Raw genomic sequence first — 16,174 nt, forward strand, 5'->3', positions numbered from 1 at the left:
CAGGGTAAGCCCCCAGGCTTGGATCAAGCGTCGGGATCCATCAGGTCGCGCGGCCGCACGAAGCGGACCAGCCGGCCGCCCGTCAGGTCGCGCCAGGACCCGTCGGGCAAAGCCAGTTCCGCCAGGGCGCCGGTCGGGTATTTCTGCCGCAGCGCCACCAGCGCCTCCGCCCCGCCCGTGATGGCCAGCCTGCAGGCCAGATCGTGCAGGTCGGGATTGTGCCCCACCAGCAGCACCCGCCCCACCCCGTCCGGCAGCCGGCGCAGCCGCTCCAGCAGGGCCAGGGCACCACAGAGATAAAGTCCAGGCTCGATGCTGGGAACCGGCGGCACCGGCCAGGCCGGCAGCACCCGCTCCATCGTGTCGCGGGCGCGGCGGGCGCTGGAGCACAGCACCCCATCCAAAGCGGGTGGCCCTTCCCCGCCGGCTCTGAGATACTCGGACATTGCCGCCGCCGCGGCGCGCCCTCGGGGGTTCAGCGGGCGGTCATGGTCGGACAGGTCCGGATCGGACCAGTCCGATTTGGCGTGGCGCAGCAGGATGAGAGTCTTCATGGTGACGCGGACACGATCTGGATCTCCCCGGGTTCCCCGGACACGGCGGCAGCCGGCCCGGACAGGCGAGCCGAAAACCGTCACAGAAGCAACCTATACTGCGCCCCCTTTGCCGACATCCGGGAGAGATACGGCCGTGAGCGCCCTGACGGAGCCAGAGACCGAGCGAATCGACATGTCCAGCCGCGACCGGTTCATCAACCGGGAAATCTCGTGGCTGGCCTTCAACCAGCGTGTGCTGGAGGAATCCTATAACCGCAACCACCCGCTGCTGGAGCGGTTGCGGTTCCTGTCGATCTCGGCCAGCAATCTGGACGAATTCTACATGGTGCGCGTGGCCGGCCTGAAGGCCCAGGTGGCTGCCGGCATCACCAGCCCGTCCGATGACGGGCTGACCCCGGCGCAGCAACTGGCCGCCATCAATGCCCGCGTCTCCGACCTGATGCGCGACCAGCAATCCTGCTGGCTGCTGATGCGGCGCGAGCTGCGCGATGCCGGCATCGCCGTCATCGACCCGGAGGAGCTGAGTCCGGCCGAGCATGACTGGCTGGAAGCCAAGTTCATCGACGACATCTTCCCGGTGCTGACGCCCATCGCCGTCGATCCGGCCCACCCCTTCCCCTTCATTCCCAACAGCGGCTTTGCCCTGGCGCTGCAGCTGTTCGATCCGTCCAAGACCACCCAGCTCGACGCGCTGGTGCTGATCCCGCAGCAGTTGGAGCGCTTTGTGCGCCTGCCGGGCTCGGAGCTGCGCTTCGTGCTGATGGAACAGGTGATCCTGTCCTTCATCAGCCGGCTATTCCCGCCGTTCGTGCTGAAGGGGCATGGCGTCTTCCGGGTCCTGCGCGACAGTGACATGGAGATCGAGGAAGAGTCGGAGGATCTGGTCCGCACCTTCGAATCGGCGCTGAAGCGGCGCAAGCGCGGCAATGTCATCCGTCTGGCCGTGAACCAGGGCATGAGCGCCGACCTGCGCGAATTCCTGCGCGACGAATTCCAGGTCACCTCGGACGACCTGTTCGTGCTGGACGGGCTGATCGGGCTGGCGGACACCAAGCAGCTGATCGTCGATGAACGGCCGGACCTGCTGTTCCCGCCCTACAATGCCCGCTTCCCCGAGCGCATCCGCGATTTCGGCGGCGACTGCTTCGCCGCCATCCGCCAGAAGGACATCGTCGTCCACCACCCGTTCGAGAGCTTCGACGTGGTGGTGCAGTTCCTGCGTCAGGCGGCGGCAGACCCCAACGTGCTGGCAATCAAGCAGACGCTCTACCGCACCTCGAAGAACAGCCCCATCGTGGCGGCGCTGATCGAGGCCGCCGAACAGGGCAAGAGCGTCACCGCCCTGGTCGAGCTGAAGGCCCGCTTCGACGAGGAGGCCAACATCCGCTGGGCCCGCGACATGGAGCGGGCCGGCGTCCAGGTGGTCTACGGCTTCGTCGACCTGAAGACCCATGCCAAGGTGTCGCTGGTGGTGCGGCGGGAAAGCAGCGGCCTGCGCACCTATGTGCATTTCGGCACCGGCAACTACCACCCGATCACGGCCAAGGTCTACACGGACCTGTCCTTCTTCACCTGCGACCCGGCCCTGGGCCATGACGCCGCCCACATGTTCAACTACATGACCGGCTATGCCACGCCGAAGTCTCTGGAGAAGATCGCCATCGCCCCGGTCAGCCTGCGCCAGCGGCTGGTGGAACTGATCGATGCCGAGATCGCCCATGCCCATGCCGGCCGTCCGGCCCAGATCTGGGTCAAGCTCAACAGCCTTGTGGATTCCCGCATCGTCGACAAGCTGTACGAAGCCTCGCAGAACGGCGTGAAGATCGAGATGGTCATCCGCGGCATCTGCTGCCTGCGTCCGGGCGTGCCGGGCCTGTCGGAGAACATCCATGTGAAGTCCATCGTCGGCCGCTTCCTGGAGCATGGCCGCGTGGTCTGCTTCGGCAATGGCCAGGGCCTGCCCTCGCCGGAGGCCAAGGTCTTCATCTCCTCGGCCGACTGGATGCCGCGCAACCTCGACCGGCGGATCGAGACGCTGGTTCCCATCGAGAATCCCACCGTTCACCGGCAGGTGCTCGACCAGATCATGGTCGCCAATCTCAAGGACGATCGGCAAAGCTGGACTCTCGATGCCGAGGGGCGCTACCACCGCGTCGAACCCTGCGTGGAACCCTTCAGCGCCCACACCTATTTCATGACCAACCCCAGCCTGTCGGGGCGCGGCAGCGCCCTGAGCGAGACCAGGCTGCCGCCGAAGCTGGTGCTGCGCAGTTTGCCGTAACCGAGCGGACCGATGATGATGCTGAAGCCGGACACGCTGGCTCCGGAGCATGGGGCTGCCGACGATCGCCTGGCGGTGATCGATGTCGGCTCCAATTCCATGCGCATGGTGGTGTATGAGCGGCTGTGCCGCTCACCGGTCGCGCTGTTCAACGAGAAGGTGCTGCCCAGCCTGGGCAAGACGCTGGAGAAGACCGGCCGGCTGAATCCCGACGGGGTGCGGCTGGCGCTGGACAATCTCGTGCGCTTCCGCCGTCTGCTGGAAGGCATGCAGGTGGGCCGCGTCTCGGTGCTGGCCACGGCGGCCGTGCGTGACGCCAAGGACGGTCCCGCCTTCGTGGCCGAGGTGGAGAAACGCACCGGTTTCACCGTGACCATCCTGTCCGGCGAGGACGAGGCGCGTCTGGCCGCCATGGGCGTGCTGTCCGGTGCCCCCCAGGCCGACGGCATCGCCGGCGATCTGGGCGGCGGCAGCCTGGAACTGGTGCGGCTGGATCGCGGCGGCATCAACCACCAGGTCACCACGCCGCTGGGTCCCCTGCGGCTGATGGAGGTGGCGGAGGGCAAGCCCGGCGCGGCGCAGAAGGTCATCGACGGCCATCTCAGCCGGCTGGACTGGCTGTCCCAGGGCAAGGGCAAGGCCTTCTATCCCGTGGGCGGCGCCTGGCGCGCCATCGCCAAGACCCATCTGGAGACCACCAGCCACCCGCTGCACATCATCCACCAGTACACGGTGGATGGCGGCGTGCTGGCCGACTACGCCGGCGGTCTCGCCCGCATGAACCGGCCGCAACTGGAAAAGGTGCCGGGCATGTCCCGCCGCCGGCTGGAGACGCTGGCCCTGGCGGCACTGGTGCTGGAACGGGTGCTGCGCACGGTGCAGCCGGCGCGCGTGGTGTTCTCCGCCTATGGCGTGCGCGAGGGGCACCTCTATGATCTGCTGACGTTGGAGGAGCGGCGGCAGGACCCGCTGCTGGTCTCCTGCCGGCAACTGGCCGCGCGCATCGGCCGGTTCGGCCATGCCGAGACCCTGAGTGCCTGGACCGCTCCCCTGTTCGCCGGGGAGGATGACAGCGCCCGCCGCCTGCGCGAGGCCGCCTGCCTGCTCTCCGATCTCGGCTGGGCCGAGCATCCGGACTATCGGGCCGAACTGGCCTTCCTGCGCGTTCTGCGCATGCCCTTCGCCGGCCTCGATCACGCGGAACGCGCCTTCCTGGCCGCAGCCAGTTTCGTGCGCTATGCCGGTACGCTCGACAGCCCCACCTTGGCACCGGCAAAAGGTCTGCTGAAGGACGGGCCGTTGAGCCGGGCCGGCATTCTCGGCCTGTCGCTGCGGCTGGCCCATACCCTGACCGGCGGCGCCGCCATGCTGCTCCAGCGCACTTTCCTGCGCCTCGGCGATGAAAAGCTGACCCTGGTTCTGCCGGAGGATGCGGCCATGCTGACCGGCGATGCCGTGCAGCGCCGCCTGGACGCCCTGGCCAAGGCCCTGAACCGCACCGGTGAGATCACGGTCCAGACCGGCCCCCGGCTGGCGGGATAGCCTGCGGCGGCTCGCGCCCTTTCCCGCGGCCCTGAAACGGAAACGTCCAGCAGCGGAAAGCTGCTGGACGTTGTCACGTCCCACGGGATAGGCGCCGCTTATTCCACGGCCATGGGCTCGGTGATGAGGTTGACCTTGGCGCTGCCCTGGATGGTGTCGATCCGCTTCACCACGGCCGCCACCTCCGGCGCCGTGGTCAGCAGCGTGTATTCCAGGTCGAAGGCTTGGCTTCCGCCCGGCGGCAGAATCTTCAGGCGGCCCTGCTGCCGCTCGATCTGCTGGGCATAGGCATAGTTGGTGCCCGGTTCGATGCCGGTGACATAGCCCTGCTTCAGCGTGTCGGTGTTCTTCCACAGCGTCAGCACCGGCAACTGCTTGACGTTGAAGCTGAGGGCCAGCCCCTTGTCGCCCGCCTTGTTGTGCAGCAGACCGACCGTGCCGCCCTGGGCGTCGGCCAGCGGCACGATGTTGTAGACCGTCTCGTCATAGCCCTTGGTCGGGCCGAGATAGGTCTGCCAGTCCTTCAGCCATTTCTTGGCGTACTCGTTGAACGGCGATACGTCCTTGGCCGGCGCCAGGAACTTGGCGCCCTCTTCCAGCAGCGGCGCGCCGAAATTGCTGTGATAGATGATCTGATAGGGACGGTCGTAATCGGCGGTGTTGGTGGTGACGTCATGCAGACGCACCGTCTTCTCGCCCGGGGTAACCGAGATGTCGCTCCAGGTTTCCAGGGCGCTGAACTTGAAGGTGTTCTCCTTGATCAACCCCTTGACGTGGATGGTATGGGGGGCCTTGTCGTCGATGCTGACGATGACGGTGGAGGCCGGCGTGTTGCCGGCGCGCCCATGCAGGCTCAGCAGCCGTCCCTTCTCGTCCTGGCCGGGATGGCCGGTCCATTCATACCCGGCGCGCACCATGGCTTCGTTGAAGCCGTCCAGCCAGCCCAGGCCGCCGCGCTGCTCCAGATTGATGAAGGCCGGATTGACGATCTCGTCCACCGGGGAATCCCAGCCGGCACGCACGGAACCGCTGGTGATCTCGTGCAGGGCCATGCCACGGGTCGGAATGATCGAGACCTGAAGGTCAGCGGTGCTGATGGTGATCAGCGTGCTGCCCTCCTGCTTGCCGCCATGCAGCGTCTTCTTGCTGACGGTGAAGGCCGGTCCGCCTTTCACCCCCAACTCCTCGCTCTTCACCGACCAGGTCGGCACCTCGACATTGCCCTTCACATCGGTGAGGACGAATTCCTTCGCCAGCGCCGTGCCCGACAGCAGCAGCGATGAAAGTCCAAGGGCGATCAGTGACTTGTGCATGACGTCTCCTCATCTTTTGGTGCTTTCCGGACACACGCCGGAGCCCGGTTCACGCTGGCGTCCCGCCTTGACCGGGCCGGGACCGCCGTACAGGGAAACTGAAATCGTTTTCAGTTCTGACGTCAATACGGAACCGACGATGAAGAAAGGACCACTGCTGATCCAGACACACTGCGGAGCTGGTGAATGCACCGTGATTGGAAACGATTTCAAGCCGGATTGCGGCTCCGCCGATGTCCGAGCAGTCCCCGGGGCATGGTTGCTGCGGCAGTTTATCTCACGGGATGCCGCCGGCCCCGCGGGACCCGCCAAAGGTGCGGGAGCTGCGCGGGACCAGCGGACATGGCAGACTCGGCATCAGCACTCTTGGTGCAGCGGCCGATGGGCAATCACCCCAACCGACCATTCATCGCCTTAGAAACTGACCTGGGCTGACAGGAACCACTGCCGCGGCGCCTGCGGGAAATAGGCATAGGCGCCGTCGTCATCGGTCAGGATGCTGTTGACCTCCCGGTCGAACAGGTTCCGCACCGTCAGGGTCAGCTCCAACCGGTCCAGCGGTTGCCAGACCAGGGCGGCGTTGTAGAGGGCATAGCCGCCGGCCCGGACACTGTTGGCCTTGTCATAGGCATAGTCGCCGGACAGGTCGGCCCAGACCTGCACGGTCAGGTCCCAGGGGGCGATCTCCTGATTGACGGTCAGGCGGCCGGCATGGCGGGGAATGCCCGCCACCTCCTTGCCGGAGAAGTCGTAGAAGACGCCGGTGCCGGAATTGACATAGGCGTTCTCCGTCCACTTGGCGAAGGTGTAGCCATAGCTGGCGTCCAGCGACAGGCCGGGCACGGCGTCGGCCAGATCCAGCCGGCTTTCCAGTTCAAGGCCACGCACCCGCTCCTTGCCGGAATTGATGGAGACGGCGGTGCCATTGACCGGCAGCAGCTGCAACAGGTCGCTGCGGTTCAGCTGATAGGCGGTCAGGGTGTAGCTCAGCCGCTCGAACAGGCTGCCCTTGACCCCGGCCTCGATGTTGCGGGCGCGCTCCGGGTCCACGCCGGTGTTGCGGTTGAGATAGGACCAGATCGGGCCGAAGCCGGGGCTGAACCCCTCGCCATAGGCGACATAGGCCGTCAGGTCGGGACTGAATTTCCAGCTGGCGCTGGCCTTGGGCGTCACCTGCTGGTCGCGGTCCTCCACGGTCTGCACCGGATTAGGACCGTAACCGGAGCCGCTGGGGCCGTAGAAGACGCGGCGGCCGAAGCTGTCCCAGCGGGCGCCACCGGTCAGGGTCAGCGGCCCATGCGTCCATTCCGCCTGGCTGTAGACGGCATAGTTGCGGGCACGGCTGTGCCCGTCCAGCATGCGGTCGCTGATCCAGTCGTCCCGGTTGATATGGGCGCCGGTGGCGATGTCCCGGCGCTGGGCATAGAACAGCGGGCCGAAATCGAACTCGCCGGTCCAGGTCTCCACATGATGGGCGCGCACCTGCTCGGCGCTGGCCCCGGCCTGCAGCCGCCAGTCGCCACGCTGCCAGTCCAGCTGCTGCTCGGCGAACAGGGTGTTGGTGTCACCGTCAACGCGGAAACCGCTGTAGCCCAGGCTGCTGTCACCGGGCGTATAGCGGATCATGGCGCCCTGGATGGCCGCGGTCTTGGCTTGGCGCGCATGCAGGCGGGTGGTGCTGGTCAGCCCCTCGGCCAGATCCGCCTCCAGCACGGCGGTGCTGGTCAGCATGCGCTTGGCGAAGCTGGCATTGTCCTCGTTGTAGTTGGCCTCGCGCCCGCCGGGCAGATCGATGGGCTGGCCCAGCGCATCGGTGGGCAGTTCGCCCGCCAGCTTCTGCTTGGTGTTGACATAGGTGGCGGTGAGGTTCAGCCGGCCCCACTCCTTCAGGGTCAGGCGATGCTTGGCGAACAGGCTCTGTTCGTCGCGCCCGGTGCGGTCGCGCCAGCCGTCGGCCGTCTGCACCTGACCGGACAGCAACAGGGCGCCGTTCTCCACGGTCGGGGTCTGCAGGCTGGCGGCCAGCTCGCGCCAGCCGTCGCTGCCCACGGTGGCGCGCACGCGCCCCTCACGGCTGTCGCCCACCTCGGGCGTGCGATAGTTGATGGTGCCGGCGATGGCACCACGACCATACAGGGCCGACATCGGGCCCCGCACCAGATCGACCCGGCCCGCGGCCCCGAAGGGAAGCTGCTCCAGATCGGCCTCATCATCACCGGTCAGGAACGGCACGCCATCCATGAGCACGGCTAGCGTGTCGTTATGGATGCGGTTTGGCACGCCGCGCAGGGTGATGCCGGTGTAAGTGCCCTGATCGTTGGTGGCCAAGGTCACGCCCGGCAGCCCGCGCAGTTCCTCGCCGACGAAGCGGGTGGCCTGGGTCTCGGCGGTGTCCAGATCAATGCTCGAGACGCTGGCCGGCACGTCGCGCACGGCCGCCGCCCGCCGGTTGGCGGTCACCACCACCTCGTCCAGGGGGCTCGGATATCGCTCGGCCTCGCCCGGATATCGCTCGGCCATCGCGGCGGCAGGCGCAACCAGGGCCAGCAGGGCGACGGTGGAGGACAGGGTACGGGCGAACATCGTCACGATTCGGCTCTCGCTCTTCAGAGAGGTTCAAGGGAGCCGGTGGATGTACGGATTTGGTCCCGCGATGCAAGCGCAAGCTCCGCGGGTCAGCGCGGCAGCGGGAAATCCCGGCCGGACATGCAACGACTCAGACCAGGGCCGGCGGCCCGGCTTCCCCCACCTCGCCGGGTTCGCCCAGGCCCAGCACCTGGCGGCAGAAGCGCACGGTGATAGGCCGCTTGGCGGCCAGCGCCGCCCGGTCCAGCAGGTCCACCACCCGGCGGGCATTGGCAAAGCTGCGCTCGGTATGGGTCATCAGCCAGGCGATGACATCCTCGCCCACGCGGATCTGGCGGTCGGCGAACAGCTTGACCAGCACGGCCATCAGCAGGGCATCGTCGGGGGCGGCCATGCCGACCGCCGGCGCCGCCAGCAGACGGGAGCGCAGATCCGGCAGGCGCATGACCCAGTTGATCGGCGCCTCCTCCGCCAGCAGCAGCAGATGCCCCCCCGCCTCCTTGGCCAGATTGTAGAGGTGGAACAGCGCCCGCTCCAGCCCGGTATCGCCGGCCACCTGCTGGGCATGGTCCAGCACCAGGGCCCGCATGGGCCGCAGCAGATCGGGCAGATCGTCGGTGCGCAGATCCTCCGGTTCGATCAGGCTGGCGCGGCTGCGGGCACGCCAGATCTGGGCCAGATGGCTCTTGCCGCTGCCATGCGGGCCGAACAGAGCCAGGGCCGGCGCCGGCCAGTCTGGCCACGCATCCAGCCAGGCCACCGCATCGGCATTGCCCGGCGCCACCAGGAAATCCGCCTCGCCCATGGCGGAGCGGTGACCCAGATCCAGGGGCAGCTGCTTGGTGTCGACCACGTCCGTCCCCTCAGAGTGCAGGCGGCGTATCAGCCGGCAGCAGGGGAGCCGCCCCTTCCGCCGCGGGATGGGGAAGTGGCGCCGTCTCCGGGAAGGCGCCAGGGCCATCACCAGGATGGCCGCCGACACCACCGATATAAAGCGGACTGGCCATGTACTGGCGCAAGCCGAACCGCACCAGCACGCCGATGACCGCCGCCACCGGCACGGCCAGCAGCACGCCGACGAAGCCGAACAGGCTGCCGGCGGCCAGCAGGGCGAACATGACCCAGACCGGATGCAGTCCGACCCGGTCGCCCACCAGCTTCGGCGTCAGCACATTGCCTTCCACCGCCTGCCCGACGATGAAAATGCCGGCCACCAGCCCGACCCGCCACATCTCGTCATACTGGAAAAAGGCGATGCCGACGCTGGCCAGAAACCCGGTCAGGGAGCCGACATAGGGAATGAAGGACAACAGTCCGGCAAACAGCCCGACGATCAGACCGAACTTCAGACCGCTCAGGGACAGGGCCACGGCATAGAACAGCCCCAGCGCCAGACAGACGCTGGCCTGACCGCGGACGAAGCCCGCCAGGGTGCGGTCCACCTCGCGCGCCTGCTCGCGGATGGTCTCGGCATGGGGGCGCGGCAACCAGCCGTCGATGGCTGTCAGCAGCTTGTCCCAGTCGCGCAGCATGTAGAAGGCGACAACCGGCGTGATCAGCAGCACGGAAATGATGTCGACGATGGCAACACCGCCACTGAACACGCCGCGCAGGACATTGCCGACCCAACTGACGGCGGTGCCGGCATAATCCCCCACCGCCGTGCGCAGCCGCTCCACATCCTCCGGGGCCAGCCGGGCGACCAGCGCCTCCAGCTTCGGCATGGCCTCGTTGCGCGCCCACTCGACCCAGCCGGGCACGCTGTGGATGAGCTGTTCCACCTGTCCACGCAGCAGCGGGAACAGCAGCAGCAGGGCCAGCAGGACGACAACGACGAAGGACAGCAGCACCAGTGTCGTGGCAAGCCAGCGCGGCACCCGGCTGCGCTCCAGCCGATCCACCAGCGGGTCCAGGAGATAGGCAACAGCCATCCCGGCCACGAAGGGCCCCAGAACCTCGCCCAGCAGCCAGAGCAGCAGAACGAAGACCGAAAATCCGATCAGCCAGAACCGGACCTGACGCCCCTGATTCATGGCGCAGCCTCCCCATTGCCGCCAGCCGTGCCGCTGTCGTCGGCCGTGCCACGGGTGCGCAGGATCAGCAGACCGCGCAGGACATAGGCCGTCAGCGACCAGGCGGTGGTCAGGGCCACCAGCCAGGTCATCGGCATCACATAGAAGTCCAGCCCCAAGCCGGGTCCCTGCACGGCCAGCACCAGGGCCGCCAGGGCCAGTTGCAGCGCCGTGTTGGCCTTGCTGACCCAGAGTGGCTGCATGGCCAGCCGCTCCTTCAGCAGCAGGGTGAGGATGCCGACACCGATGACGATGACGATGTCGCGCAGAACGATCAGCCCGACCAGCCAGGGCGACACCAGATGCTCATAGCCCAGGGCCAGGAAGACTCCGACCAGCAGGGCCTTGTCGGCCAGCGGATCGAGAATGCCGCCCAGCTTGGTACGGGCACGGAAGCTGCGGGCGATGAACCCGTCCACCCCGTCCGAGATGCCGGCGATCACGAACAGCCAGAAGGCCAGGGTCAGGCGGTCTTCCAGAATCAGCCACAGGGTCAGCGGCACACAGAGCAGCCGCCCTATGGTGATGATGTTGGGCACATGGACGATGAAGGGAGGCACGGACGATCGCCCCGGTCAGTTGGGGGAGGGGGAGCCGGGCCCTGGGGCAGCGGCCGAGGGGCTGGCAGCCGCCGGGGTCGCTGCCGTCGGCGTTGCGCCGGGCTCGGTCGGCACGGACGCACCGCGCCAGCGCAGATCGCGCTCCGGTCCGGCTGCTCCCAGCAGCAGGTCACGCTGGGCCAGAGCCGTGCGCAGTTGCGTCTCGTCGCCGACATAGGTCAGCTCAACCTCGGCCTGCCCGCGCGACAGGGAACGGACCTGCGCCTGCCGAACCGTCGGAACCTGGGACAGCCGCCGCCGCGTCTCCAGCCAATCATTCATGGTGGCGAAGCTCACCTGCACCGACAGGACCCGCTCCTGGCCCGGGGCAATGAGATTGGACCGGATCCAGGCCTGCTCCACTTGCGCGACCAGCGACTGCGCCGCAGCCGGAAGCCCGCCCGTCGCCGTATAGGTCTCCCGGCTTCCATCCAGCCGATGGACGGTCAGCCGCCCCCCGCCCGCATCGGCGGTGGCCACGCCGACAGCCCCTGCACCATAGCGGTCGGCGATGCGGTGCAGCGCCTCCGTATCGGCAGACAGCGCCTGCGCCGCATCGATATCGGCGACATCCTGGGCCTCCCCATGGGGAACAATGATGGGCACCAGCCCCTCCGGCGGCGCCATGCCGGCCCAGGCATGGTGCCAGGGCGTGTCCTGCGCCCAGAGCACAGGCGCGCCGCCCGTCTGATCGAGCGGAAGAATCACGATCGGCTTCGAGCGGACCTCGGTATAGCGGATGCCGCGTCCGCGCAGTTCACTGCGGGTGGCCGCCGGATCGAAGCGCACCGTCAGCTTGCCGACATAACGGACCGCGGATGTCCGCTCCTCCTGCACTTCAAAAGCCGTGACCAGCCGGGCCAGTTCGGCGGCACCAAGGCCGCCCGCCGCACGCACCTCGTCTTCCGGGGCGATGCGGGCCAGCAGCATCTGCCAACCCTTGCGCTGGGCCTCGGCAATGCCCTGCTCACGCGCGGCGTTGGCGGAGCCGGCCGTGACATCGACCTCCACATTGCGCACGGTGAAGACACCGAATTCCTGCGGTGCCATCGCCTCGGCGGCAGCCGGGGTCGATCCGGCGGGCGTGAATGCGCCCAGCAGCAGGCCGATGAGGCCGAGGCGCAGGGCGGGGGTGCAGCGGACCAGCATTGCTATGGCTTCCGATCTTGCTATGTTCGGCGCCGTTTCAACGTGCGGCGGGATGGGTCGTCGCCCGTGTTCTACCTTAGCCGCCTGCCATTACGCCAGAAGTGAGGACGCCATGAACAGCTACTCCTACAGGGATGCCGGTGTCGATATCGATGCGGGCAATGCGCTGGTCGAGGCGATCAAGCCGCTGGCCAAATCCACCGCCCGCACCGGGTCCGATGCCGGTCTGGGCGGCTTCGGCGCCCTGTTCGACCTGCGCGCCGCCGGGTTCCAGGACCCGCTGCTGGTCTCCACCACCGATGGCGTCGGCACCAAGCTGAAGGTGGCCATCGAAGCCGGCAAGCACGACACGGTCGGCATCGACCTGGTCGCCATGTGCGTCAATGACCTGGTGGTCCAGGGCGCCGAGCCGCTGCTGTTCCTGGACTATTACGCCACGGGCAAGCTGGACGTCGCGGCCGGCCGTGACATCGTCGCCGGCATCGCCGAGGGCTGCCGGCAGGCCGGATGCGCCCTGGTCGGCGGTGAGACGGCGGAAATGCCGGGCATGTACGCCAGCGGCGACTATGATCTGGCCGGCTTTTCCGTCGGTGCCGTCGAGCGCAGCCAGGTGCTGACCGGCGCCGATGTGGCCGCCGGCTATGTTGTCCTCGGGCTCGCCTCCTCCGGCGTGCATTCCAATGGCTATTCGCTGGTACGCAAGCTGGTCGGCGTGGCCGGCCTGGATTATGGCAGCCCCTGCCCCTGGGATGCCGGCCGCACCCTGGGGGAAGCGCTTCTGGCGCCGACCCGCATCTATGTGAAGAGCGTCCTGGCTGCCGTGCGCGCCGGCACCGTGCGGGCCTTGGCCCACATCACCGGCGGCGGGCTGCTGGAGAACATTCCCCGCGTCCTGCCGGACGGGCTGGGCGTGGAGCTGGATGCCGGAACCTGGGAAATGCCCAATGTCTTCCACTGGCTGATGCGCACCGGCAGCATCGCGCCCGAGGAAATGGCCCGCACCTTCAACTGCGGCATCGGCATGGTCGCCCTCTGCCCCGCGGACAAGGCCGGTGAAGCCGCCAGCATCCTTGCCGCCCATGGGGAGAGCGTGACGCGTATCGGCACCGTGGTGCCGGCCGGCGCCCATCGTGTGGTGATCCGCGGGATGGAGGGGTGGCGGTGACTGGGGGGCGGCTGCGGCTGGGCGTGCTGGTCTCCGGCCGCGGCAGCAATCTCCAGGCCCTGATCGACGCCGCCACCGATCCCGGTTTCCCGGCGGAGGTGGCCCTGGTCCTGTCGAACAAGGCGACAGCCCCGGCGCTGGACCGCGCCGCCCGGGCCGGCGTCCCGACCGTGACACTGGCCGCCAAGGGATTCGCCGACAAGGCCGCCTACGAGCAGGCTATGAATGCGGCGCTGGAGGCGGCTGGTGTCCAGCTGGTCTGCCTCGCCGGGTTCATGCGCCTTCTGGGGCCGACCTTCGTCGAGCACTGGCGGGACCGCCTGATCAACATTCATCCGTCGCTGCTGCCGGCCTTCCCGGGCCTGGACACCCATGCGCGCGCGCTGGCCGCCGGCGTGCGGTTCCACGGCTGCACCGTGCATTATGTGCGTCTGGAAATGGACAGCGGCCCGATCCTGGTCCAAGCTGCCGTTCCCGTGCATCCCGGCGACAGTGCCGACAGCCTGGGCGACCGCGTTCTGGCCATGGAGCACCGGGCCTATCCGCTGGCCGTCCGACTGATCGCCGAAGGCCGCGTGCGGATCGATGGGGATCTGGCGCGGATCGAACCAGGACTGGATGCCTGCGTGCCGGCCGCAGCCCTGAATCCGGCCGGCTGAACGCTGGCGCAGACGCGGCCATTTGCTTCGCTGGCGGAATTGATGCTGGCACGCACCGTTTGCCGCCACATGCATCTTGTCAAGACGGCACGCCTTGCTTACACCCTGATATCTGCGGTCAATACAAACAGATTCGGGGAGTTCACAACCATGGCCGGCACCCATACCGCCCCGGTGGTCAGCGAGAAGATCGTCCGCGAACACGCGGAAGGCTGGCAGTCCTTCACGCGCTTCACGACCGTCGCCATCATCTTCGTGACCTTGATCCTGTTGATGTTCCTGCTGCACTTCTTCGTGGGATGGGGCTATGCCCTGTTCCTGATGGTCCTTGGCTTCATCGCGACCATCGTTTCCGCGGTGCTGGGCAAAATCTGACGCCCCGAACTGCGCACAGCCGTTGGCGATGCCGACGGCTGTGCCATAGCTCACCTTTTTGCGTGCCCGGGGGAGCGGAACCCGACTTCAGAGCTGGACCCGCCGCTCCGCGCAGAAGCGCACGAAACTGGGGACATCAAGGGGGCGACCAAGGCAATAGCCCTGCCCTCTGTCGATCCCCAGCGACTGCACCATCTCCTTTTCCTCCACGCATTCCAGCCCCTCGGCCACCGTCAGCATGCCCAGGGGTGCAACCATGAGCGAAATCGCGGAGAGAATGCGCTGGCGCTCGGGCCGCCGGTGCACATCGGACACCAGACTGCGGTCGATCTTCAGGATATCGATCGGCAGGCTGCCCAAGGTGGCGAACGAGCTGTAGCCGGTGCCGAAATCATCCATGGCGATCTTCACACCCTGCCCGCGCAAGGCGGCCACGGTTGTGGCGATCCCCTCGTCGGCATGATTCATCATCCCGGATTCCGTGATCTCCAACGTCAGACGGTCCAGGGGCAGCAGATCCTCATGATGGATCGCATTCAACAGGCGCTGGATACGGCCGGGACTCAAATCCTCCGGCGGCAGGTTGATGGCGATGCGCAGCGGCGGCAGGTTGAACTCGGCCGCGTCGCGGCTGAAGCCGCGCATCATGGCAATGGTCATATCCAGCATGATGTCCTGCCGCTCGGCCAGGGGGACGAATCGCGCTGGCGCGATATTGCCCAACTCGGGATGCGACCAGCGGGCCAGCGCCTCGGCGGAGACGACAGCCCCGCTGTGCAGATCGATGATGGGCTGGAGATGGAAGCGGAATTGCCGCCTGGCCATCGCTTCCGCCATTTCGGCCGCCAGGACAACATCCTCCCGGCCCCGTGCCACCCAGTCCGGGTCCACACGGATGGCCAGGCTCTGCTTCGAGCGCATGGCCATGGACAAGGCCAGGGTCGCCGCATGCAGCAGATCGTCGACACAGGCCCCGTCGGCAGGATAGAGCGCGAAGCCGGCGCGGCCGGACAAGCGGTGGAGCATGCAGTCCACCTCCACCGGTGTGGAAAAGACCTCGTCAACCAAGGCACTGATTCGGTAGAGCGCCATATCACCGGAGGGAACCCCTTCCAGGATGATGGCAAGGCCTCCGCCATCCAGACGATAGACACGCCCGGACGCGGTGGCATGGCGGAGCCGGTCGGCAATGTCGCCGATGACACGATGGGCAACCAAGTGCCCAACACCATCGCGGACAAGATCGAAATCACGCACGCCGAACAGCACCAGGGCGATGTCCTCGCCCCGCCGTGCCGCGGCGACCATGGCCGCGGTCAGATCGTCGGTGAACAGGCGCCGTCCGGGATGGGGTCCCTGCTGGCAGACGGACCCGAACACACCGTCGGCAAGCCTGGGCCCGCGGATCAGCAGGATCGAGCCACCGCCGTCAATCCCGCGCAGCCGAAAACTCGCCTTGGTCGGCCCCTCACCGCCAGCCCAGGTGCGGACGGCAGCGGCCTCGTCGCCGAACAGTTCACGTAAGGACCAATCGGTCTGCCAGACAGGGCTGGTCGCCATATCGGGCGGCCGGGTCGGCATACGGAACATGTCGCCTTGGAGAACCCAGGGATGAAGGCCGGCCTGCAGCATCAGCTCCAGCCATTGCTCCGCATTGCACATTCCCGCACTCCAGATCAGCCGTCCGGGTCCCTCCCCCGGATTTGACGCATCCTCGCGTCAGCATCAGCAGTCTGGCACAAATGAATAAAACATCTGCAAATCTGACGTATATGTCCGGCCGAAATACCAGAACATTAACCAAGAATTAATCGCGCTCACCTGGCTTCACATTCATCCCATGACAGGAAACTATATAATCGATCACTGGAAACGA

At 67.1% G+C, this 16,174-nt stretch carries 13 protein-coding genes; 5 read left to right on the forward strand and 8 right to left on the reverse strand.

The features are described from left to right. Positions 1–23 precede the first annotated feature (23 nt). Positions 24–554 (reverse strand): SixA phosphatase family protein, encoded by a 531-nt coding sequence (locus tag DK368_RS01885; RefSeq protein WP_114391842.1) that lies wholly within the window; start codon positions 552–554, stop codon positions 24–26. Here DK368_RS01885 and DK368_RS01890 point away from each other — a divergent pair. Next, entirely contained in the window at positions 541–2,838 is a 2,298-nt protein-coding gene (locus tag DK368_RS01890; protein ID WP_420818882.1) for an RNA degradosome polyphosphate kinase, read from the forward strand. The two genes, DK368_RS01885 and DK368_RS01890, sit on opposite strands and share 14 nt — an antisense overlap. Positions 2,839–2,850: 12 nt before the next feature. After that, entirely contained in the window at positions 2,851–4,380 is a 1,530-nt protein-coding gene (locus DK368_RS01895; RefSeq protein ID WP_240002289.1) for a Ppx/GppA family phosphatase, read from the forward strand. Positions 4,381–4,478: 98 nt separating this feature from the next. Here DK368_RS01895 and DK368_RS01900 read toward each other — a convergent pair whose 3' ends face one another. The 6 genes from DK368_RS01900 to DK368_RS01925 all read right to left on the reverse strand — a co-directional run bounded on the left by DK368_RS01900 (position 4,479) and on the right by DK368_RS01925 (position 12,099). Then, a complete protein-coding gene (locus DK368_RS01900; RefSeq protein ID WP_114391844.1) occupies positions 4,479–5,693 on the reverse strand; it encodes an aldose 1-epimerase family protein in 1,215 nt (404 codons plus the stop codon). A gap of 414 nt (positions 5,694–6,107) precedes the next feature. Then, complete coding sequence (locus DK368_RS01905) at positions 6,108–8,276, reverse strand: TonB-dependent receptor (protein ID WP_240002311.1); 2,169 nt, start codon at positions 8,274–8,276, stop codon at positions 6,108–6,110. 133 nt (positions 8,277–8,409) lie between these two features. Beyond that, positions 8,410–9,132 (reverse strand): HdaA/DnaA family protein, encoded by a 723-nt coding sequence (locus DK368_RS01910; RefSeq protein ID WP_240002290.1) that lies wholly within the window; start codon positions 9,130–9,132, stop codon positions 8,410–8,412. A gap of 10 nt (positions 9,133–9,142) precedes the next feature. Further along, entirely contained in the window at positions 9,143–10,312 is a 1,170-nt protein-coding gene (locus DK368_RS01915; protein WP_114391845.1) for an AI-2E family transporter, read from the reverse strand. Continuing rightward, positions 10,309–10,911, reverse strand: coding sequence for a CDP-alcohol phosphatidyltransferase family protein (locus DK368_RS01920; RefSeq protein WP_240002291.1), 603 nt, complete (start codon positions 10,909–10,911; stop codon positions 10,309–10,311). Before DK368_RS01920 ends, DK368_RS01915 begins: the two co-directional genes overlap by 4 nt. 15 nt (positions 10,912–10,926) lie before the next feature. Further along, positions 10,927–12,099 carry a DUF2066 domain-containing protein gene (locus tag DK368_RS01925; RefSeq protein WP_114391846.1) on the reverse strand — a complete coding sequence of 391 codons (1,173 nt, stop codon included), beginning with the start codon at positions 12,097–12,099 and terminating at the stop codon, positions 10,927–10,929. 112 nt (positions 12,100–12,211) lie between these two features. On the opposite strand from DK368_RS01925, the gene purM reads away from it, so the two are divergent. The 3 genes from purM to DK368_RS01940 all read left to right on the forward strand — a co-directional run bounded on the left by purM (position 12,212) and on the right by DK368_RS01940 (position 14,298). Then, on the forward strand, positions 12,212–13,264 hold the full coding sequence (gene purM, locus DK368_RS01930) for a phosphoribosylformylglycinamidine cyclo-ligase (RefSeq protein WP_114391847.1): 1,053 nt from the start codon (positions 12,212–12,214) through the stop codon (positions 13,262–13,264). Next, a complete protein-coding gene (purN, locus tag DK368_RS01935) occupies positions 13,261–13,923 on the forward strand; it encodes a phosphoribosylglycinamide formyltransferase (RefSeq protein WP_240002312.1) in 663 nt (220 codons plus the stop codon). The genes purM and purN overlap by 4 nt, the downstream gene beginning before the upstream one ends. 150 nt (positions 13,924–14,073) lie before the next feature. Next, positions 14,074–14,298 (forward strand): hypothetical protein, encoded by a 225-nt coding sequence (locus tag DK368_RS01940; RefSeq protein WP_114391848.1) that lies wholly within the window; start codon positions 14,074–14,076, stop codon positions 14,296–14,298. Positions 14,299–14,385: 87 nt separating this feature from the next. On the opposite strand, the gene DK368_RS01945 is transcribed toward DK368_RS01940, so the two are convergent. Next, entirely contained in the window at positions 14,386–15,960 is a 1,575-nt protein-coding gene (locus DK368_RS01945) for a GGDEF domain-containing phosphodiesterase (RefSeq protein WP_114391849.1), read from the reverse strand. Positions 15,961–16,174: the final 214 nt, after the last annotated feature.

Source organism: Oleisolibacter albus, assembly GCF_003336875.1.
Taxonomy (GTDB): Bacteria; Pseudomonadota; Alphaproteobacteria; order Azospirillales; family Azospirillaceae; genus Niveispirillum; species Niveispirillum album.